This is a genomic window from Janthinobacterium aestuarii (assembly GCF_051380835.1).
GTDB lineage: Bacteria > Pseudomonadota > Gammaproteobacteria > Burkholderiales > Burkholderiaceae_D > Janthinobacterium > Janthinobacterium aestuarii.
In genome coordinates, this window is record NZ_JBNYXU010000001.1 from 1274724 (window position 1) to 1294554 (window position 19831).

General features: G+C 61.1%; 20 protein-coding genes. 14 read left to right on the forward strand and 6 right to left on the reverse strand.

All coding sequences use genetic code 11. The features are described from left to right. Positions 1-58: 58 nt before the first annotated feature. From ACQ4WO_RS05730 to ACQ4WO_RS05750, 5 genes are all read right to left on the reverse strand, one after another. Entirely contained in the window at positions 59-511 is a 453-nt protein-coding gene (locus ACQ4WO_RS05730) for a group III truncated hemoglobin (protein ID WP_436480559.1), read from the reverse strand. A gap of 63 nt (positions 512-574) precedes the next feature. Continuing rightward, positions 575-1111: an RDD family protein gene (locus ACQ4WO_RS05735; protein WP_436480560.1), complete on the reverse strand. Its 537-nt coding sequence runs from the start codon at positions 1109-1111 to the stop codon at positions 575-577. Next, positions 1101-1862 carry a DUF3106 domain-containing protein gene (locus ACQ4WO_RS05740; protein ID WP_436480561.1) on the reverse strand — a complete coding sequence of 254 codons (762 nt, stop codon included), beginning with the start codon at positions 1860-1862 and terminating at the stop codon, positions 1101-1103. Before ACQ4WO_RS05740 ends, ACQ4WO_RS05735 begins: the two co-directional genes overlap by 11 nt. After that, on the reverse strand, positions 1863-2267 hold the full coding sequence (locus tag ACQ4WO_RS05745) for a DUF3619 family protein (RefSeq protein WP_141170161.1): 405 nt from the start codon (positions 2265-2267) through the stop codon (positions 1863-1865). Then, positions 2264-2833 (reverse strand): RNA polymerase sigma factor, encoded by a 570-nt coding sequence (locus ACQ4WO_RS05750; protein WP_436480562.1) that lies wholly within the window; start codon positions 2831-2833, stop codon positions 2264-2266. The genes ACQ4WO_RS05745 and ACQ4WO_RS05750 overlap by 4 nt, the downstream gene beginning before the upstream one ends. A 496-nt stretch (positions 2834-3329) precedes the next feature. On the opposite strand from ACQ4WO_RS05750, the gene ACQ4WO_RS05755 reads away from it, so the two are divergent. The 9 genes from ACQ4WO_RS05755 (at position 3330) to ACQ4WO_RS05795 (ending at position 13218) form a co-directional block, all read left to right on the forward strand. Beyond that, complete coding sequence (locus ACQ4WO_RS05755; RefSeq protein WP_051991041.1) at positions 3330-5060, forward strand: acetolactate synthase 3 catalytic subunit; 1731 nt, start codon at positions 3330-3332, stop codon at positions 5058-5060. A 2-nt stretch (positions 5061-5062) separates the two neighbouring features. Next, positions 5063-5554, forward strand: a complete 492-nt coding sequence (ilvN, locus tag ACQ4WO_RS05760) for an acetolactate synthase small subunit (protein ID WP_010399754.1) — start codon at positions 5063-5065, stop codon at positions 5552-5554. A gap of 75 nt (positions 5555-5629) precedes the next feature. Beyond that, positions 5630-6646, forward strand: a complete 1017-nt coding sequence (gene ilvC / locus ACQ4WO_RS05765) for a ketol-acid reductoisomerase (protein ID WP_034750044.1) — start codon at positions 5630-5632, stop codon at positions 6644-6646. 308 nt (positions 6647-6954) lie between these two features. After that, on the forward strand, positions 6955-7365 hold the full coding sequence (locus ACQ4WO_RS05770) for a hypothetical protein (protein ID WP_436480563.1): 411 nt from the start codon (positions 6955-6957) through the stop codon (positions 7363-7365). A gap of 194 nt (positions 7366-7559) precedes the next feature. Then, the gene (locus ACQ4WO_RS05775; RefSeq protein ID WP_436480564.1) at positions 7560-8798 is read left to right on the forward strand and encodes an MFS transporter; all 1239 of its coding nucleotides are present in this window, start codon (positions 7560-7562) and stop codon (positions 8796-8798) included. 205 nt (positions 8799-9003) lie between these two features. Further along, on the forward strand, positions 9004-9759 hold the full coding sequence (locus tag ACQ4WO_RS05780; RefSeq protein ID WP_436480565.1) for an SIMPL domain-containing protein: 756 nt from the start codon (positions 9004-9006) through the stop codon (positions 9757-9759). A 101-nt stretch (positions 9760-9860) separates the two neighbouring features. Beyond that, entirely contained in the window at positions 9861-10616 is a 756-nt protein-coding gene (locus ACQ4WO_RS05785; protein ID WP_331777999.1) for an SIMPL domain-containing protein, read from the forward strand. 157 nt (positions 10617-10773) lie between these two features. Further along, positions 10774-11625: a CDP-diacylglycerol--serine O-phosphatidyltransferase gene (pssA, locus tag ACQ4WO_RS05790; RefSeq protein WP_034750030.1), complete on the forward strand. Its 852-nt coding sequence runs from the start codon at positions 10774-10776 to the stop codon at positions 11623-11625. A gap of 48 nt (positions 11626-11673) precedes the next feature. Further along, positions 11674-13218, forward strand: coding sequence for a 2-isopropylmalate synthase (locus tag ACQ4WO_RS05795; protein ID WP_436480566.1), 1545 nt, complete (start codon positions 11674-11676; stop codon positions 13216-13218). Between the two features lie 11 nt (positions 13219-13229). On the opposite strand, the gene bamE is transcribed toward ACQ4WO_RS05795, so the two are convergent. Further along, positions 13230-13727, reverse strand: coding sequence for an outer membrane protein assembly factor BamE domain-containing protein (bamE, locus tag ACQ4WO_RS05800; RefSeq protein WP_128142470.1), 498 nt, complete (start codon positions 13725-13727; stop codon positions 13230-13232). 185 nt (positions 13728-13912) lie between these two features. Between bamE and rpsO the strand changes: the two genes are divergently transcribed. The 5 genes from rpsO to ACQ4WO_RS05825 all read left to right on the forward strand — a co-directional run bounded on the left by rpsO (position 13913) and on the right by ACQ4WO_RS05825 (position 19795). Continuing rightward, a complete protein-coding gene (rpsO, locus tag ACQ4WO_RS05805; protein ID WP_010399743.1) occupies positions 13913-14182 on the forward strand; it encodes a 30S ribosomal protein S15 in 270 nt (89 codons plus the stop codon). A gap of 220 nt (positions 14183-14402) precedes the next feature. Continuing rightward, a complete protein-coding gene (gene pnp / locus ACQ4WO_RS05810; protein ID WP_128142471.1) occupies positions 14403-16520 on the forward strand; it encodes a polyribonucleotide nucleotidyltransferase in 2118 nt (705 codons plus the stop codon). Between the two features lie 205 nt (positions 16521-16725). Then, positions 16726-17421, forward strand: a complete 696-nt coding sequence (locus ACQ4WO_RS05815; protein WP_436480567.1) for a hypothetical protein — start codon at positions 16726-16728, stop codon at positions 17419-17421. A gap of 9 nt (positions 17422-17430) precedes the next feature. Then, complete coding sequence (locus ACQ4WO_RS05820) at positions 17431-17586, forward strand: hypothetical protein (RefSeq protein ID WP_436480568.1); 156 nt, start codon at positions 17431-17433, stop codon at positions 17584-17586. A gap of 262 nt (positions 17587-17848) precedes the next feature. Further along, positions 17849-19795 (forward strand): methyl-accepting chemotaxis protein, encoded by a 1947-nt coding sequence (locus tag ACQ4WO_RS05825; protein WP_436480569.1) that lies wholly within the window; start codon positions 17849-17851, stop codon positions 19793-19795. Positions 19796-19831 lie beyond the last annotated feature (36 nt).

Here is a 19831-nt window from a genome sequence, read left to right on the forward strand (position 1 = left end):
GTACTAGAGTACAGTTGCGCTTCTTAGCCACAATTAGCTTCCGCTCGCTACGGTTTTCTCAGGCGTCGTGAGGCTGCTTTTTTGCTTCGAGATGCATTTGTATTGAATGGCTTTCCGCAAAGCTTTTCCATAGCCGCTCGGCGATATTCAGCGCGATGGTATCGGCCTTCTCTTGCAGGGCCGGGTTGCCCATGCTCTCGGTCGTGGCGAAGAACAGGGTCAGCCAGCGGCGGAACATGCAGGGCGTGAGGTTTTCCATTTGCGCATGCTGGGCCAGCGGCTTGCCATGGTAGCGCATGGTGCCGCGCAGCAAGCCTGACCAGAAATCGATCAATGTTGCCAGGTGAGCATCCCAATCCTTGACCTCGGCGGCAAAGATGGGGCCCAGCATGGCGTCGTCGCGCGCGGCCGCATAAAAGGTGTGGACAAGATGCTTGACTTCGTCTTCGCTGCAGACTTCCTCGCGGTAGGGGGCGAAGCGTGTGTGGGGGAGGGGGGCGGTATTCTTCATGGCATGCCATGATCGCAGAGCCCCCGTGGCGCTTCAATGACCCAGGTCAAGCCGCGTAAAAACTCAGGCGGCGACTTTCTTTGGCTTCTTCGCGGGGGCCGGCAATTGCACGATCTGCGTGCCCACCAGCTTGTCGTGGAGGAATTGACCATTGCCCGTGAACAGGGCCGTGCTGGACCAGGCCAGGATGCCCACGCCGATGGCGCCCAGGGCCGTCCAGTGCTGCAAGTCCAGCAGATACGATACGAGCAGGGCTGGCAGCAGCCACATCCATGACAGGACGTAGCGGTAGGCGGCCACGCGCAGCGGCACGTGGGCGCGGCCCGCCAGCACGACTTTCAGGCGCCACGTTTTCATGGCCAGGGTTTGCCCTTCGCGGCTCCACTGATGGATGAAATACGCGCCCATGACGAGGAAGGCCAGGCATTGGCGCATGTGTTCCGTCAACGGCGTATGCGCGCCTTGCACGGCCAGTTCAAACAGCAGAAACGGCAAAAACAGCACGGCCAGGGCCAGCAGCGACTCGTACACCATGGAAATCAGGCGGCGCTTGATCGTGGGATGGGAAGTGATGCTGGCGACAGGCGTGCTATTTGGCATTGGTTGGCAGTGGGGCGGGCGTGGCAGGTGGCGTGACGGGCACGGCGGCGGGTGGCGTGGTGCCGGCAGGATCGCCTGCCGGCACGGCCGTCGCTGCGGGAGCGGGCGGCAGGGCAGGCACGGCGGCAGGCGCCGCCGGCGTGGCGGGCGCCATGAGCACCGGCGGCTTGGTCGTGGTCGAATTGATCGCCGGCACCTTGCCCAGTGGTTTTTTCGGCACGAGTTCCGTCGCCAGCTTTTTCTTTTGATCTTCCGGCAATTGCTGGTATTGCTCCCATTGCGCGGTTTTTTGACCCGGATCGATCTTTTTCGTGCGCGTATAGTTTTCGCGCACGAGGCGGCGCTGTTCCGGCGTCAGCTTGACCCATTCGCGCATGCGTTCATGCACGCGGATTTGCTCGTCGGCCGTCATGGAGGCGAAACGGTTGGCGATATCGAGCCATTTCTGCTTGCGCAAGGCTTCCAGCTTGTTCCATTCGCCCGCCAGCGGTTGCAGGGCTTCCTGTTGCGCGCGCGACAGCTTGTTCCATGATGGATTCTCGCCAGCCTTCGGCGTGCCGCCCTTGCCGCCCGTGCGGGGCGAGCCGGGCTTGACGGCCGGCACCGGCACCGCCACGGGCGCTGCCACCACGGGAGGAGCGGCGGGTGCGGCATGTTGCTGCGCGCCTACCCAGGCGGCGCCCGCCAGGGCGCACGCACCCAGGCCGATGCCGCCGGCCAGCCAGCCTTTGCGTACGCTCGTGCGTGCCATTTATTGCTCGCGTTTCGTCAGGTAGGCATTGAAGCCATGGTCCATATAGGCGGACAGCGGCAATTCGTCCGACAGCACGGCGGCGTCGATTTCTGCCAGTTCGGCAATATGTTGTTCCTGCTCAAACTGATAGATGCCCACCAGGCCGCCAACGAGCAGCAGCAGGGGGATGATGACGCTCATGCGGCCCAGCCACGACAGCGGCTCGACGAACAGGCCGCTGGCCACGCCGGCGAACACGTTCTGGCGCACGGCGACGGCGGCAGGGGCGTCCGCCTTCTTGCGCGACAAGGCCAGCTTGCGTGCCGCTGCCAGGCGATCGGTGGCCGATGCGGGCAGGTCGTCGAGTTTTTCGTTCAGTGCATGGCGCACTTTGTAAGCGAAATTGAGATCGTCGGTGTTCATAATTTAATTCCCTTGGCTTTCAGCGATTCGGCGAGCGTGTGGGTAGCTCTAGAGCAATGTGTTTTCACGCTACCTTCGGAGCAACCCATCGCTTCCGCTGTTTCAGCCACATCCATGTCCTGCCAGTAACGCATGAGGAAGGCTTCGCGTTGACGTGAGGGCAGTTTTTGTACCTCTGCATCAATCAAATCAAGGATTTGCGCGCGCTCGACCTGGTCGGCCGACGATTCGGCGGCACTCGAGCCCTGTTCCGATTCATAAGTATCAAGTATATCAAAATCTTCATGCTCGTCGCCCGAGGGCTTCATGCCGGAAAACAGGCTGATCCAGGTGTTGCGAACTTTTTCGCGGCGGAAATAATCAAGGATGGTGTTCTGCAAGATGCGCTGGAACAGCATCGGCAGTTCGGCGGCCGGCTTGTCGCCGTATTTCTCGGCCAGCTTGATCATGGCGTCCTGCACGATGTCGAGTGCCGATTCTTCCTTGCGGACCGCGTAGGCGGCCTGCTTGAAAGCGCGCCGCTCGACATTTTCTAGAAAGTCGGATAATTCTTTGTCTGTTGCCATGCGGTATGGAGATCTTAGCGGCTGCTGGGAGCGGTGGGCGAAATGGGGGCGGGTATGCTTTTTGCAACCCCGTGCATGCTAGCAAAAAATGTGCGTTTCCGCAGGGTTTTTGCACGGCGTGCGGGCGAAATGGCCTTTCGGCTGACATTTTCCTTGACCATAATGGTGCAACGCGATAACGTATGGGACGCTTTGAACACCCCAAAGCCCTATGGTCAGGTCGCGACCGGCACACAAGGCCATCCGCGGCAAGACGCGCTTTCATTTGTAGGCAGTTTGTTCTAACCCGCGCCACAAGCGCGAGCGGTTCGTACAGGCGCCACAGAAACTCCGGCCAAACGAGTTGCGTTAAGCGTTGTTTTGTAAGGTATCTATGGGTGCCCAAAGAAATGTCGTGACCGCATGAAAAGGGAAGCAGGAGCACTGTCGCGCACGGCGAACTTCGTCAGGAAAGAACATCCGATCAATCTCCAATGGACCTTGAAAGGAATGTTTCATGAATACCGAAGCAGCAGCAGGACCCATTACCGGCGCAGAAATTGTCGTGCGCTGTCTGGCTGAAGAGGGCGTCGAGCACGTCTTTGGATATCCGGGCGGAGCCGTACTGTACATCTACGACGCCATCTTCCAGCAAAACAAATTCCAGCATATCCTGGTACGCCACGAGCAGGCCGCGATCCACGCCGCCGATGCCTATTCGCGCAGCTCGAACAAGGTCGGTGTCGCCATCGTCACGTCCGGTCCGGGCGTCACGAATGCCGTCACGGGCTTGTCCACCGCGTACATGGACTCGATTCCCATGGTCGTGATTTCCGGCCAGGTGCCGAGCCACGCCATCGGTCAGGATGCGTTCCAGGAATGCGACACGGTCGGCATCACGCGCCCCGTCGTCAAGCACAACTTCCTCGTCAAGGACGTCAAGGACCTGGCAGCGACGATCAAGAAAGCCTTCTTCATCGCCCGTACCGGCCGTCCGGGACCCGTGCTGGTCGATATCCCCAAGGATATCAGCATGCACAAGTGCCATTTCGACTATCCGAAGGAAGTCGAGATGCGTTCCTACCGTCCCGTCGACAAGGGCCACTCGGGCCAGATCCGCAAGGCCGTGCAGCTGTTGCTGCAAGCCGAACGCCCGATGATCTACACGGGTGGCGGCGTCATCCTCGCGCATGCGGCTCCCGAGCTGAACAAGCTGGTCGACCGCCTGGGTTTCCCGTGCACCAACACCTTGATGGGCCTGGGCGGCTACCGCGCCTCGAGCGAGCAGTATGTCGGCATGCCCGGCATGCACGGCACCTATGAAGCGAACATGGCGATGCAGAACTGCGACGTCCTGATCGCCATCGGCGCCCGTTTCGATGACCGCGTGATCGGCAACCCGAAACATTTCGCCTCGCATCCGCGCAAAATCATCCACGTGGACATCGATCCATCGTCGATTTCCAAGCGCGTCAAGGTCGATATCCCCATCGTCGGCAACGTCAAGGACGTGCTGATCGAGTTCCTCGCGCAACTGGACGCGGCCGAAGCCAAGCCGAACGTCAATGCCTTGAGCAACTGGTGGAAGCAGATCGCCGAATGGCGTGGCCGCGAATGCCTGAAATACCCGACCTCCGACCTGGTCATCAAGCCGCAATCGGTGGTGGAAAAGGTGTTCCAGATCACCAAGGGCGACGCCTTCATCACGTCCGACGTGGGCCAGCACCAGATGTGGGCTGCGCAATATTATGGCTTCGACAAGCCGCGCCGCTGGATCAATTCCGGCGGCCTGGGCACCATGGGTGTCGGCTTGCCGTACGCCATGGGCGTGCAGATGGCCAATCCGGACGCCACCGTTGCCTGCATCACGGGTGAAGGTTCGATCCAGATGTGCATCCAGGAACTCGCCACGTGCAAGCAGTATCACCTGACGCCGAAGATCATCATGCTCAACAACCGTTTCCTCGGCATGGTGCGCCAGTGGCAGGAAATCGATTACGGTTCGCGCTATTCCGAGTCGTACATGGATTCGCTGCCCGACTTCGAGAAGCTGGCGGAAGCGTATGGCCACGTGGGCATGAAAATTGAAAAACCGGGTGACGTCGACGGCGCCCTGAAAGAGGCGTTTGGCATGAAAGACAGGCTGGTATTCATGAACTTCATTACCGACCAGTCCGAAAACGTGTGGCCAATGGTGAAAGCCGGCAAGGGCCTGTCCGAAATGATGCTCGGTTCGGAGGATCTCTAATCATGCGCCATATTATTTCTGTCTTGCTGGAAAACGAAGCGGGTGCCCTGTCGCGCGTGGTGGGCCTGTTCTCGGCACGCGGCTACAACATCGAAACATTGACGGTGGCGCCGACGGAAGACTCGACCCTGTCGCGCATGACCATCGTCACCAGCGGTTCGGACGACATCATCGAGCAGATCACCAAGCACTTGAACCGCCTCATCGAGGTGGTCAAGGTGGTGGACCTGACCGAAGGCCAGCATATTGAACGCGAGTTGATGCTGATCAAGGTTCGTGCCGTGGGCAAGGAACGCGAGGAAATGAAGCGCACCGCCGATATCTTCCGTGGCCGCATCATCGATGTCACCGAAAAGACGTACACGATCGAACTGACCGGCAACAAGGTCAAGCTCGACGCGTTCATCGATTCGATCGACCGCGCCGCCATCCTGGAAACCGTCCGTACCGGTGGTTCCGGCATCGGCCGCGGCGAACGCATCCTCAAAGTATAAAAATACAAGCAGCACTACGCGGCCCTGGCGCCGCATTTAAAACAACAACGCATCATCAAATATATAGGAAATACCATGAAAGTTTTTTACGACAAAGACGCTGACCTCTCCTTGATCAAAGGTAAAAACGTTGCCATCATCGGCTACGGTTCGCAAGGCCATGCACACGCGCAAAACCTGAACGATTCGGGCGTCAACGTCACCGTCGGCCTGCGCAAGGGCGGCGCTTCGTGGACCAAGGTCGAGCAAGCCGGTCTGAAAGTGGCGGAAGTCAACGACGCCGTGAAAGCGGCCGACGTCATCATGATCTTGCTGCCAGATGAAAACATCGCCCAGGTCTACAACGAAAACATCGCCCCGTTCGCCAAGCAAGGCGCCGTGCTGGCCTTCGCCCACGGCTTCAACGTGCATTACGGCCAAGTCGTGCCACGCGCCGATCTGGACGTGATCATGGTCGCGCCGAAAGCGCCAGGCCACACCGTGCGCGCCACCTACACCCAGGGCGGCGGCGTGCCCCACCTGATCGCCGTGTACCAGGACAAATCGGGCATCGCCCGCGATATCGCCCTGTCGTACGCATCGGCCAACGGCGGCGGCCGTGCCGGCATCATCGAAACGAACTTCCGCGAAGAAACCGAAACGGATCTGTTCGGCGAACAAGCCGTGCTGTGCGGCGGCGCCGTGGAACTGATCAAGGCCGGCTTCGAAACCCTGACGGAAGCGGGCTACGCGCCTGAAATGGCGTACTTCGAGTGCTTGCACGAACTGAAACTGATCGTCGACCTGATCTATGAAGGCGGCATCGCCAACATGAACTACTCGATCTCGAACAACGCCGAATACGGCGAATACGTGACCGGTCCTAAGGTCGTGACGTCGGCCACCAAGGATGCGATGCGTCAATGCCTGAAAGACATTCAAACGGGCGAATACGCGAAGAGCTTCATCCTGGAAAACAAGGCAGGCGCACCGACCCTGATCTCGCGCCGTCGCCTGACGTCCGAGCACCAGATCGAAGAAGTGGGCGCGAAACTGCGCGCCATGATGCCTTGGATCGCCAAGAACAAGATGGTTGACCAGTCGAAAAACTAAGTAATCCTCAGGAAATTATTGTGAAATTATGACGAACAGAACCGGATGCTATGCAAGGCGCCCGCTGCGACGCAGTGCGAGCACTGCTAGCAGCGGGCAACGCCGCAGAGCGCCGGTTATGGAAGTCAGAAATCACAATAATTTATTGGGGGTTACTTAGGCAGTTGTAGTGCTTCACAAGAAGCCGGCGCAAGCCGGCTTTTTTTATGCAGGCGTTTGGAAGGCAACATCCGTTACAATCAGGCCCATTCAACAATACCGTTCGCACCATGCTTGTTTTTTCTAAAGTTTTTGTCGGGAATCTTCATGTGGTCAAGCGCCCCGTCTCGCTTGCCATCAGTTGCTGGTTTCTGGTCATCGGTTCTCTGTCATCCCTCGTGTCGGCTTACCTCGGCCGCAACGATCCCGCGATGCAGGCGTGGATGGCGCACAGCGCGATTCCCGCCGAGGCGCAATACGCGATCTTGCTGGCCAGCCTGGGCATTACCCTGGTGGCAGCGCTGGCCATGCTGCAAAGGCAGCGTGGCGCGCGCACTGTGTATCTGGTGTGGGGCGTGATCGACATTGCGCTCAGCCTGGCGACCGTGCCGCTCAAGATGAATGTCTTGCCTGGCGCGCTGACGTTCGCCGTCATCTGCGCCTTGCTGTACAGTCCGAAATCGAATGCCTGGTTTTCGCCACGCAAGGCGGCCAATGATGCCTGCATGACGCCAGCTTGAGCACGGCTGCTCCCGCCCGCGCGCTTTTCGCCCGCCGCCTGTCTTTTTATATTCCTATATAATTCCGCCCTTCCTTTGCAGTTTCCTGTGGACTGCATCTGTTTCGGTATCTGCCGACCGCAACGCGCATCACCGCTTTCGTAGCACGCCAGGCGCTAGTTTATTGAGCCGCTTGCGCAACCAGAAGGACCCCTATGACCGACCGCACTACCGCAACAGTACCCATGCCGGGTACTGCCGAATCTTCCATTTCCGAACGTCTCCCCGTGCTGGCCTTGCTGGCCCTGGCCATGACGGCGTTTCTCGCCCTCCTGTCGGAAACTTTGCCGGCCGGCTTGCTGCCGCAGATTGCCCGCGATCTCGGTATTTCCGAAGTCATGACGGGCCAGCTGGTGACCGTCTACGCCATCGGTTCCATCCTGACGGCGATTCCCCTGACGGCGCTGACGAGCGGCTGGCGCCGGCGCAATGTCTTGCTGCTGGCCATCATCGGCTTTTTGATCTTCAACACGGCGACGGCCCTGTCGCCCAACTATATCGTTGCCCTGGTTTCGCGCTTCGTCACCGGCATGGCAGCCGGGCTGGCCTGGGGCTTGATGGCGGGATACGCACGCCGCATGGTCAGCGTGGAGCAGCAGGGCAGGGCGATGGCCATTGCCATGATCGGCACGCCGCTGGCCCTCTCCTTGGGCGTGCCGCTGGGCACCCTGATGGGCGGCGTCCTGGGCTGGCGCAGCATCTTCGGCATCATGTCGGGCCTGGCCGTGGTGCTGGTCGCGTGGGTGCTGCTGGCCGTGCCCGATTATCCGGGGCAAAAGAATGGCGAGCGCCTGTCGATCCGCCAGGTATTCATGACGCCGGGCGTGCGGCCGATTCTGGCGGTGATCGTTGCCTGGATGCTGGCGCATAACATTCTGTATACCTACATCGCGCCGTTCCTGGCGCCGTCCGGCTTGCGTCCCCGCGTTGACCTGGTGCTGCTCGTGTATGGCGTGGGTTCGCTGGCCGGCATCTGGCTGGTCAGCCAGCTGATCGACCGCTGGCTGCGCCCGCTCGTGCTGGGCTGCATCGCCGCCTTTGCCCTCGTGATGGTGGCGCTGGGCCTGGCGATGGACTCGCCGACCGTCATTTATGTCAGCATGGCCATCTGGGGCATCACCTTTGGCGGCGCCGGTACTTTGCTGCAGACGGCGTCGGCGGACGCGGCCGGCGACGGCATGGACGTGGCGCAAGCCATGGTGGCGACTATCTGGAACGTGGCCATCGCGGGTGGCGGTCTGGCGGGTGGCATGCTGCTCGACGGTTATGGCGCTGCATCGTTCCCGTGGGCCATGCTGGCCTTGCTGCTGGTGGCATTGAGCATCGCCTGGTGCGCGCACCGCCACAGTTTCAAGCCTGGCCGGCGCAGCGGTGGCGCGGTGATCGGCCACTAATAACATTGTTATTTATGATGACACTGTGTTGAAATGTGAGCAGATGTGACTGGCTGGCGCATTTTGTGACGATTTGTTAATTTGCGCCACGGGAATGAATGAGGCGTTAGAATCTACACAGTTTGACAAGTTTCTCAAGCGAAAGGGGTACCAAAAGCGCCCCGTTCGCTGGCTGTCAGCCACATTAACTACCTAGGAGTACCCCATGACCGTGATGAAATCCGTCCTTGTTGCCGCCGCAGCCACCGTTGCCCTGAGCGCGCAAGCTCAATCTTTGCCGACCAACGGCACCCTGGTGGTCGTCCCCGCGTTTGGCGAAGTCAAGCATGTCAATGACCAGGTGGTCGCTACCCTGGCCGTCGAAGAACAGGACAAGGACAAAGCCGCGGCCGCGTCGCGTGTCAACCAGAAGATGAACAAGGGCATTGCCATCGTCAAGCAGGCCGACCCGTCGGCGGCATTGAAATCGTACGGCTACTATACCTATCCCGTGTATCCGGAAGAGCGCCCATTGCCGGCTGGCGCCGTTGCCAAGCCGCGTTTGCCAACGGCGTGGCGTGTCGGCCAGTACCTGGAAGTGACGACGGCCAATCTGGCGTCCCTGCCAAAGACCGTGTCGGCGGCGCAAGGCGTGCTGACCCTGAACGGCTTGAATTTCGGCCTGAAGCCGGAAACCATCCGCCTGCTGGACGACCAGCGCATCGCCGCCACGTATAAAAACCTGAACGAGCGCGTGGCCGCCATCGCCAAGGCCATGGGCCGCAACGTCTCCGACGCCGTGCTCGATACGGTGGACTTCGAAGGTTCGGGCAACTACGCCACGGAAAACCGTCCTGCCGCCGCGCCGATGATGATGCGCAGCGCCAAGATGGCCGAAGACAGCACCGTCGCCGAACCGAGCTTCGAGCCGGGCGAAACGACGCTCGACATGCGCGTCGTCGGCAAGGTCAAGTTCAAGTAAGCGCGTTAGCGCGGAAACATTTTCGCGTTAGACTGTGTTAAAAATCATGGGGCTGTTGGCCCCATGGTCGTTTTTGCCCCCATATTTTCCAGGAGAACCCCGTGACCGTCATGAAATCACTGCTGGCTGCAGCCGCCGCTACCGTTGCCCTGAGCGCACAAGCCCAGACCCTGCCCACCTCCGGCACCCTCGTAGTGGTGCCCGCCAACGGCGAAGTGGTGCATGCGAACGACCAGGTGACCGTTACCCTAGCCGTCGAAGAGCAGGACAAGGACAAGGCCGCCGCCGCCTCGCGCGTGAACCAGAAGATGAACCAGGGCGCGGCCATCGTCAAGAAAGCCGATCCGCAAGCCGTGCTGAAGACCCAGGGCTACTACACGTATGCCGTGTACCCGGAAACGGCGCCGCTGCCGCCTGGTGTCGCCGCCAAGCCCAGAGTGCCGACCGGCTGGCGAGTGGGCCAGTACCTGCAGGTGACGACGACCAACCTGGCCGCCTTGCCGAAGACCGTGTCGGCTGCGCAAGGCGTGCTGACCCTGAACCGCCTGAATTTCGGCCTGGCGCCCGCCACCATCCGCAAGCTCGACGACCAGCGCATCGCCGCCGCCTACAAGAACCTCAACGAGCGCGTGGCCGCCATCGCCGGCGCCATGGGGCGCAACGTCAGTGACGCCGTGATCGATACCATCGATTTCGAGGGTTCGGGCAATTATGCGCAGCGCGTCAACGTGGCCGGCGCGCGCGCCATGAGCGCCGATGCCATGGGCCATGGTGGCAACCAGGTGGCCGAACCGAGCTTCGAGCCGGGCGAAACGACCCTGAACATGGGCCTGGTGGCCAAGGTCAAGTTCAAATAAGGCTTGAACAGGGATCAATATTGTCAGCTTGACGCCGCCGCGCTTTTCTTTGGCGGTGGCTCCTCTATAATGACAACATCGGCAGGCGCATGCCGTAACAGTCATGCGCCTGCCATCTGGCACCGATTCCCCCGCAGTACACATGATATGGAACAACATGGCAAACTTCCCCCGTCGTAGAGGCAAGAACGGCACCCCCGCAGTATCCAAAGCGTCCCGCTTCAGCAAATTCGCGCGCCAGCCGGTGAGCGATGGCACTGGCAAGAAAACCTTGCGCCGCCGCGGCATCTATCTGTTGCCGAACGCCTTCACGACGGCAGCCCTGTTTTGCGGCTTCTACGCCATCGTCATGGCCATGAACCAGAAATTCGAACACGCGGCCTGGGCCATCTTCATCGCCATGATCCTCGATGGCCTGGACGGACGCATCGCGCGCCTGACGAATACGCAGAGCGAATTCGGCGCCCAGTACGACAGCCTGTCCGACATGGTGTCGTTCGGCGCCGCGCCGGCGCTGGTGATCTACGAATGGTCGCTGCGCGGCATGGGCAAACTGGGCTGGCTGGCCGCCTTCGTGTATTGCGCCGGCGCTGCCTTGCGCCTGGCCCGCTTCAACACGAATATCGCGGTGGTCGACAAGCGCTTCTTCCAGGGCTTGCCCAGCCCGGCTGCGGCTGCCATGGTGGCCGGCTTCATCCTGCTGATGAACGACCTGGAATTTGCCGGCAACCAGCTGGCCTGGGTGTCGTGGACGATCGCCCTGTTTTCCGGCCTGACCATGGTCACCAACGTACCGTTCTACAGCTTCAAGGATGTGAATTTCCGCAAGTCCGTGCCTTTCATCGTGGTATTCCTGCTGGCATTGTTCTTTGCGCTCATTTCCATCGATCCGCCGAAGGTGCTGTTCCCGATTTTCGTCGTGTATGGCCTGTCCGGCTACGCCGTGTTTTTCTGGCGCATGGCGAAGGGCAAGCCCGTCAGCATCATCCAGACCGACCCCGAGCATTAATGCGGCGAGTCGGTAGCGTCGCCAGTCTTCAGCCAGCCAGGAGCAGCCATGACCACCAGCAACCGACTCATCATTTTTGACACCACCTTGCGCGACGGCGAGCAATCGCCGGGCGCCTCCATGACGCGCGAGGAAAAGCTGCGCATCGCCAAGCAGCTCGAGCGCATGAAGGTCGACGTGATCGAAGCGGGCTTCGCCGCCGCCTCGCAGGGCGACTTCGAGTCGATACGGGCGATTGCCGGCGCCGTGCGCGAGTCCACCATCTGCTCGCTGTCGCGCGCTAACGACCGTGACATCGCCCGCGCCGCCGAGGCGCTGGCGCCAGCCGAGCGCAAGCGCATCCACACGTTTATCGCCACGTCGCCCCTGCACATGCAGATGAAGCTGCGCATGACGCCAGAGCAAGTGCTTACGCAGGCGCAAAATGCCGTGCGCTTTGCGCGCCAGTTCACGGACGACATCGAATTCAGCCCCGAAGACGGCAGCCGCTCCGATGAAGATTTCCTTTGCCGTGTGCTCGAGGGCGTGATCGCCGAGGGCGCCAACACCATCAATTTCCCCGACACGGTCGGTTACGCCGTGCCCGAAATCTTCGGCGCCACCATCAAGCGCTTGCGCGAACGCATACCGAACTCCGACAAGGCCATCTGGTCCGTCCATTGCCATAACGACCTAGGCCTGGCTGTGGCCAATTCGCTGGCCGGCGTCATGATCGGCGGCGCGCGGCAGATCGAATGCACGGTCAATGGCCTGGGCGAGCGGGCCGGCAACACGGCGCTGGAAGAAGTGGTGATGGCGCTGCGCACACGCGCCGCCTATTACAACTTGACGGTGGGCATCGATACGACGCAGATCGTGGCCGCATCAAAGATGGTGTCGCAAATCACGGGCTTTGCCGTGCAGCCGAACAAGGCCGTCGTGGGTGCGAACGCTTTCGCGCACGCGTCCGGCATCCATCAGGACGGCATTTTAAAGGCACGCGAGACGTATGAAATCATGCGCGCCGAAGATGTGGGCTGGACGGCCAACAAGATCGTGCTCGGCAAACTGTCGGGGCGCAATGCCTTCAAGCAGCGGCTGCAGGAGCTGGGCATTTCTCTGGCATCGGAAGCGGAAGTCAACGCGGCCTTCCTGCGTTTCAAGGAGCTGGCCGACCGAAAATCCGAGATTTTCGACGAAGACATCATGGCCCTCGTCAGCGAGGAGCCGCAGGCGCAAGAGAGTGAGCACTACCGTTTTGTTGCGCTGACGCAGCAGTCGACGACGGGCGCCGTGCCCCATGCGCGCGTGGAGTTTCTCGTCGGCGGCCAGCAGCGCAGCTGTGAAGGGCAGGGCGACGGCCCCGTCGACGCCACCGTCAACGCCATCGAAAGCGCGGCCGCCAGCGGCGCCGAGCTGGTCCTGTTCTCCGTCAATGCCATCAGCACGGGCACGCAGTCGCAGGGCGAGGTCACCATGCGCCTGTCGCGCGACGGGCGCATCGTCAACGGCGTGGGCTTTGATTCCGACATCATCGTCGCCTCGGCCAAGGCGTATTTGTCGGCCCTCAACAAATTACACGCCAAGGATGAGCGTATAGACCCTCAGCCGTGAGGGGGCGCTAACTACCAGAAGAAGCGCCGCTCTTCCTTGGCCGGATCTGGCCCGTTCATCATCATGCGCACGATGCCGTCGTGGTCGAAGTGCACATGCATCATGGAGTCCCATACGCCCGATTCCTTGTAGCGATAGGACCAGACGTGCAGTTTCGGCAACGACAGATACGATGTTTCCGTCGGGCGGCCCAGGGTGTGCAGCACGTCTTGCTGGGTCGATACGCCCACCTTGATGCGGGCAAAGCCTGGCGTGTCGAGCACTTGTTCGTAGGAAATCAACCTGTCGTCGGGGCCGAAACGGGCCATATACGTGTACTGGCCGTACGGTCCCGTCGCGTATTCGAGTTCGGGACCCGTGGGTAGCTGGTAGATATTGGTGGGACGGCCCAGGCGCGCTTCCACGGCGGCGCGCGGCTCGCCCGGCTGGGGCGGCGGGACGTTCCAGCTGGCGCAGCCGGCCAGCATGGCAAACAGCAGCGGTGTTGCTGATTTGAGCAGTTTTTTCATGTTTGACCTCCTGAAATGCAGGAAAACCCTATCATGCACCGAGAAAAGCGCGCACGGCAGGATACAGGCGGGCATTTTTCCGATATACTTGCGCGTCTGGTTGGAAGCATAGGCCAGTATTTTAATAATCGTAGTTCACGGTGGATAGGGTTCAGACTCTGTGCACCGCATGTGAAAGGTTTATCATGACAGTAGAAAACATCAACAAAGCCGCTATCATCGCGGACAACGCACGTGGTCAAAACGACACCGGCTCCCCTGAAGTGCAAGTTGCACTGCTGACAGCTCGCATCAACGAACTGAACGGCCACTTCAAAGCCCACTCGAAAGATCACCACTCCCGCCGCGGCCTGATCATGATGGTCAACCGTCGTAAGAGCCTGTTGTCCTACCTGAAGGCTAAAGACGCTACCCGTTATCGCGACCTGATCGCTAAACTTGGTCTGCGCAAGTAATTTTTGCCGTACAAGGTTTATACAGAAATGCCTGCGCCAGTTCGCTGACGCGGGCATTTTGTCATTTGAATTCCGGATTTATGTCGAGAAGTACAGTATTCTCTACCGATATCATGTTTTAAAAGTAAAGTAGTAAAGGCGGCAACGAAGTTTTCGCCGCCTGTGGTGAGGTGAACGACAGCCCCTGAAAATCTGTCGGCAATTAGAAAAGGGATACCCCATGTTTAACAAAGTTACGAAAACCTTCCAGTACGGTCAACATCAAGTGACCCTGGAAACCGGCGAAATCGCACGTCAGGCATCCGGCGCAGTGCTGGTGTCGATCGAAGATACCGTCGTTCTGGCAACGGTAGTGGCACGCAAAGATGCCAAGCCAGGCCAGGATTTCTTCCCTTTGACGGTTGATTATGTCGAGAAAACCTATGCTGCCGGTAAAATCCCGGGCGGTTTTTTCAAGCGCGAAGGCCGTCCTTCCGAAAAAGAAACACTGACCTCCCGTCTGATCGACCGTCCTATCCGTCCGCTGTTCCCGGAAGGCTACCTGAATGAAGTGCAAGTCATCATTCACGTGTTGTCGGTCAACCCTGAAATCGATCCGGACATCGCCGCCATGATCGGCGCATCGGCTGCCCTGTGCGTATCGGGCGTGCCTTTCAACGGTCCTATCGGCGCCGCGCGCGTCGGTTACGCCAATGGCCAGTACATCCTGAACCCGACCGTCCAGCAACTGAAAACGTCGGAAATGGACCTGGTTGTCGCCGGTACCGAAACGGCCGTGCTGATGGTCGAATCGGAAGCGAAACAGCTGTCCGAAGAAATCATGCTGGGTGCCGTGGTCTTCGGCCACGACCAGATGAAAGTCGTCATCGACGCGATTCACGACCTGGTGCGTGACGGCGGCAAGCCGGAAGTGGAATGGGCGCCTGCGCCGAAAAACGAAGCACTGATCGCCCGCGTCGCGCATTTCGCCAACGCCAAGATCAATGATGCGTATCAAACCAAGGACAAACAAGAGCGTACGGCCAAGCTGAAAGCAGCGACGTCGGAAGTGATCGCCGACCTGTCGGCTGAAGTGGCTGCCACCGGCGGCGCGGCTATCGACAGCGCTGAAGTCAACAACATCCTGTTCGACATCGAAGCGAAAATCGTGCGTACGCAGATCCTCGACGGCGAACCACGCATCGACGGCCGCGACACGCGCACCGTGCGTCCGATCTCGATCCGCACCAGCGTGCTGCCACGTACCCACGGTTCGGCCCTGTTCACGCGCGGCGAAACGCAAGCGCTGGTCGTCGCGACCCTGGGCACCGCCCGCGACAGCCAGAAGATCGATGCGCTGATGGGCGAGTTCACCGATTCGTTCATGCTGCATTACAACATGCCTCCGTTCGCCACCGGCGAAACGGGCCGTGTCGGTACGCCGAAACGCCGCGAAATCGGCCACGGCCGCCTGGCCAAGCGCGCGCTGATCGCCGCCCTGCCAGCAGCTGAAGAGTTCAGCTACTCGGTGCGTCTGGTATCGGAAATCACGGAATCGAACGGTTCCTCGTCGATGGCTTCCGTCTGCGGCGGCTGCCTGGCACTGATGGACGCCGGCGTGCCGATGAAAGAACACGTGGCCGGTATCGCCATGGGCCTGATCAAGGAAGGCGGCAAGTTTGCCGTGCTGTCCGACATTCTGGGCGACGAAGATCACCTGGGCGACATGGACTTCAAGGTAGCCGGTACCCGCAACGGTATCACGGCGCTGCAGATGGACATCAAGATCATGGGCATCACCAAGGAAATCATGCAAGTGGCACTGGCGCAAGCCAAGGAAGGCCGCGAGCACATCCTGGGCGAAATGCAAAAAGCCATGCCGCACGTCAAAACCGAACTGTCCGATTTCGCACCGCGTCTGATCACCATCAAGATCAACCCGGAAAAAATCCGTGACGTGATCGGCAAGGGCGGCGCCGTGATCCGTGCGCTGACCGAAGAGACGGGCACCCAGATCGACATCAGCGACGAAGGCGTGGTCACCATCGCTTCCGTCGACGCGCAAGCCGGCCAGGAAGCCAAGCGCCGCATCGAAGAACTGACCGCTTCCGTCGAAGTGGGCAAGACCTACGAAGGCACCGTGCTGAAACTGCTGGACTTCGGCGCCATCGTGCAAGTCATGCCAGGCAAGGACGGCTTGCTGCACATCTCGCAGATCGCCAACGAGCGCGTCAATGCCGTGGCCGACTACCTGAAAGAAGGCCAGCTGGTTCGCGTCAAAGTGCTGGAAACGGACGACCGCGGCCGTCTGAAACTGTCGATGAAAGCTGCTGAAGGCAACGAAGCGCCAGCCGCTTAAGTTCGCCTGAGTGCGGCCCCGGCCGCATGATCAAAACCGCCAGCGCGCAAGCCCTGGCGGTTTTTTTTGCGCCGCGTTTGCGCTGTGTCGAAGGTGCGGGCAGACGCCCGCACCGGCCTTGATGCAGCTCGCATCGGCCGCTGCTGCGCCTTGTAGATTCGGGAGGGGATATTCCCCCTGACCGAGTCTTCCAAGGAGATGCAGCATGCGCACATTCCGCGGGCTGGCCGCCGCCTTTCTGCTTGCCGTTTCGCCCGGCGCCTGGGCGCAGCTGGATAACGCGCCGACACCGGTGCCGCTGCCCATCCCCATCGCCGCCGCGTCCGCGGCCATGCCGGCGCAAGACCTCGACGCCTTGCGCGCCGTGCATGCGCGCGAAATCAATGATCTCAGCACCTTCAAGACGGCCGGCTTGCAACGCGAAGCCATCGATCCTTACCTGGACAGTGCCCCGGGCCAGCAATTGCTGCGCGAACTGCATGCCGCCGACCCGGCCGCGCCGGCCGAGACGATTTACGCGCGGGCGGTCGAGCAGCTCGCTTCCGGCAGCACCTTGCCCGACCTGCAAGCGATGTCGGCCGCGCTGGTAAAGATCGTGCCGCATGGCCAGAATGTGTCGCCGTACTCGCCGTATTTCACCACCAGCGCGCAATTGCAGCTGGCATCCAGCCGCTGCGCCACCCTGGCAGACTGTTTCGGCTTGCCCTTGAAGAGCGAGGCGCCGCTGTATGATGTGTATCAGATCATGCCCAAGGGCACCGTCAACGTGTTCGTCAACCAGGTGGCGCCGACGCAAGAGCTGGGAGGACTGGTGCGGCGCAAGGGTGGGGCGCAGCAGTATTTGTTGCCCAACCGCAACCTGTGGTCGGCCCCCGTGCTGATCGGCACGATCGAGAATTGAGGAGCGATGATGGATCAACAGCGTTTGCAGGCGCGTGCCGCCGAACTGGAACAATGGCTGGCCCGTCTGGCGCCCGCCGACGGGGAAGTGGCCGATCTGCGCAGCGCGCTCGAGCCGCTGCTGGCCCTGGCGGGCAGCGGGGGCTTGAGCGCACCGCTGCCATGAGGCGACATCCCCGGCGGGCGCCACTTTAATGAAGGCGGCCTGCGCCGCTATCCCGAACTGGAGCAGGCATTTGCCCGCTTCCGCCTCGAAGCGACGGGCGGCGACTTGCCGGCTTTGCGCAAGCTGCGCGGCGAGATATGATTAATATATGGTATCAATTGTTGTTTATGGGTAATTGACTGTCGGTATTGCTTGACGACAAAATCTTATTCCCTGACCATGGCGCATCCCTCCCGATTTTCTCTTTTTTATTGGATGCACCATGTTGTCCTCCCTTAAGGCGCGGCTGATCGCCATCGCCGTTTCCATCGTCGTGCTGGCCATGCTGGCCGTCGCCATTGCCAATTTCTTCACGACACGGTCCAGCACCCTGGCCGCGCTCGACACGCAGATGCTGCAGTTGTCGCACAGCCACGCGCAGGCCATCGCCGAATGGCTGCGTTCCAAGCAAGCCGTCGTGGGCTCGCTCAAGCAGGGCGCCACGGCGGCCGATCCGCTGCCGGCCCTGAAGGCGGCCGAGCAGGCGGGCACGTTCGACATGGCGTATATCGGCTTTGCCGACAAGCACGCCGTCTTTTCGCAGGAGCGCAAGCGCGCCGCCGACTACGATCCCACGGCGCGCCCCTGGTACAAGCTGGCGTCCGAAGTGGGCGGCCCCATCATCACGGCGCCGTACATCGGCGCCAGCACGGGCAAGCTGGTGGTGACGTTTGCCGAGCCGCTGGGCGGCAAGGGCAGCGTGACGGGCGTGATGGCGGCCGACGTGATGATGGATGCAGTGGTGCAAAACGTCGCTTCAATCAAGCCGACGGCGTCCAGCTATGCCTTCCTCGTCGATGGCGGCGGCAAGATCATCGCCCACCCGGATAGCAAGCTGACTCTGAAACCGCTGGCCGAACTGGACCCTGGCCTGAGCGCGCAGGCGCTGGCCGATATCGAAAAGAGCGGCGATGGCGCAGCCATTCGCCTCGGTGACCGTAACGGCATCTTGCATGTAAGTAAAGTGCCGGGCAGCGACTGGCTGCTGGCTACCGTGCTCGATCGCGCAGAAGCGACGCAGGCATTGACCTCCATGCTGCGCGCGTCGGCTCTGACGGCCTTGCTGGTGCTGGCCCTGGCCGCCACGGTGCTGAGCGTGCTGGTGGCGCGCGCCCTGCGCCGCCTGGGCCTGGTGCGCGATGCGATGGAAGCGATCGCCACGGGCGACGGCGACCTGACCAGCCGCCTCGACGCGGAAGGCGCGGACGAGCTGGCGCAGATCGCCAAGGCGTTTAACTTGTTCGTCGAAAAGATCGCCACCGTGCTGGTGCAGATCCGCAGCATCAGCACCCTGGTGCGCAGCGAGTCGGCCGATATTGCCGCCGGCAACGCCGACCTGTCCTCGCGCACGGAAGCGCAGGCGGGCGCGCTGGAAGAGACGGCCAGTTCGATGGATGAGCTGACGTCGACCGTCAAGCAGAATGCGGAAAACGCGCACGCGGCCAACGAGCTGGCCGTGTCCGCCTCGGAAGTGGCGGCCAAGGGCGGCCGCGTGGTGCAGCAGGTGGTCGGCACCATGGCCGGCATCCAGGAAAGCTCGCGCAAGATCGTCGACATCATCGGCGTGATCGACGGTATCGCCTTCCAGACGAATATCCTGGCGCTGAACGCGGCCGTCGAGGCGGCGCGCGCGGGCGAGCAGGGCAGGGGCTTTGCCGTGGTGGCGTCCGAAGTGCGCAGTCTGGCGCAACGCTCCGCCGGCGCGGCCAAGGAAATCAAGGAATTGATTGGCGACTCGGTGGAGAAGGTCGATGCCGGCGGCCGCCTTGTCGATGAAGCGGGCCAGACCATGGACCAGGTGGTGGCCTCGGTGCAGCAATTGACGACCATCATGAGCGAGATCACGGTGGCGAGCCGCGAACAGAGCGCCGGCATCGGCGAAATCAATACGGCCGTCACGCACATGGATACCATGACGCAGCAAAACGCTGCCCTCGTCGAGCAGGCCGCCGCCGCCGCGGAAAGCCTGCAGGAGCAGGCCGTGGACCTGGCGCAAGCCGTCGGCATGTTCCGCCTGGGCGATGCCGGTCCTGCCGCGGCGCCTGCGCCCGTGACGCGCCTCAAGGCGAAGCCAGCCGCTGCTGCACCGCGCGCGCCGGCCCGCGCGCTGGCGCCAGTCAAACCCGTCAAAGCGGCCAAGTCCGGCGCCGACGAGTGGGAAGAGTTTTAAGAAGACGCTAGCGATCTGCACGTTCATCCGCGTTTT

Coding starts and splice junctions, on each gene's coding strand:
- ACQ4WO_RS05730 (WP_436480559.1), bottom strand. CDS start 511: ATGAAGAATACCGCCCCCCTCCCCCACACACGCTTCGCCCCCTACCGC.
- ACQ4WO_RS05735 (WP_436480560.1), bottom strand. CDS start 1,111: ATGCCAAATAGCACGCCTGTCGCCAGCATCACTTCCCATCCCACGATC.
- ACQ4WO_RS05740 (WP_436480561.1), bottom strand. CDS start 1,862: ATGGCACGCACGAGCGTACGCAAAGGCTGGCTGGCCGGCGGCATCGGC.
- ACQ4WO_RS05745 (WP_141170161.1), bottom strand. CDS start 2,267: ATGAACACCGACGATCTCAATTTCGCTTACAAAGTGCGCCATGCACTG.
- ACQ4WO_RS05750 (WP_436480562.1), bottom strand. CDS start 2,833: ATGGCAACAGACAAAGAATTATCCGACTTTCTAGAAAATGTCGAGCGG.
- ACQ4WO_RS05755 (WP_051991041.1), top strand. CDS start 3,330: ATGAATACCGAAGCAGCAGCAGGACCCATTACCGGCGCAGAAATTGTC.
- ilvN (WP_010399754.1), top strand. CDS start 5,063: ATGCGCCATATTATTTCTGTCTTGCTGGAAAACGAAGCGGGTGCCCTG.
- ilvC (WP_034750044.1), top strand. CDS start 5,630: ATGAAAGTTTTTTACGACAAAGACGCTGACCTCTCCTTGATCAAAGGT.
- ACQ4WO_RS05775 (WP_436480564.1), top strand. CDS start 7,560: ATGACCGACCGCACTACCGCAACAGTACCCATGCCGGGTACTGCCGAA.
- ACQ4WO_RS05780 (WP_436480565.1), top strand. CDS start 9,004: ATGACCGTGATGAAATCCGTCCTTGTTGCCGCCGCAGCCACCGTTGCC.
- pssA (WP_034750030.1), top strand. CDS start 10,774: ATGGCAAACTTCCCCCGTCGTAGAGGCAAGAACGGCACCCCCGCAGTA.
- ACQ4WO_RS05795 (WP_436480566.1), top strand. CDS start 11,674: ATGACCACCAGCAACCGACTCATCATTTTTGACACCACCTTGCGCGAC.
- bamE (WP_128142470.1), bottom strand. CDS start 13,727: ATGAAAAAACTGCTCAAATCAGCAACACCGCTGCTGTTTGCCATGCTG.
- rpsO (WP_010399743.1), top strand. CDS start 13,913: ATGACAGTAGAAAACATCAACAAAGCCGCTATCATCGCGGACAACGCA.
- pnp (WP_128142471.1), top strand. CDS start 14,403: ATGTTTAACAAAGTTACGAAAACCTTCCAGTACGGTCAACATCAAGTG.
- ACQ4WO_RS05815 (WP_436480567.1), top strand. CDS start 16,726: ATGCGCACATTCCGCGGGCTGGCCGCCGCCTTTCTGCTTGCCGTTTCG.
- ACQ4WO_RS05820 (WP_436480568.1), top strand. CDS start 17,431: ATGGATCAACAGCGTTTGCAGGCGCGTGCCGCCGAACTGGAACAATGG.
- ACQ4WO_RS05825 (WP_436480569.1), top strand. CDS start 17,849: ATGTTGTCCTCCCTTAAGGCGCGGCTGATCGCCATCGCCGTTTCCATC.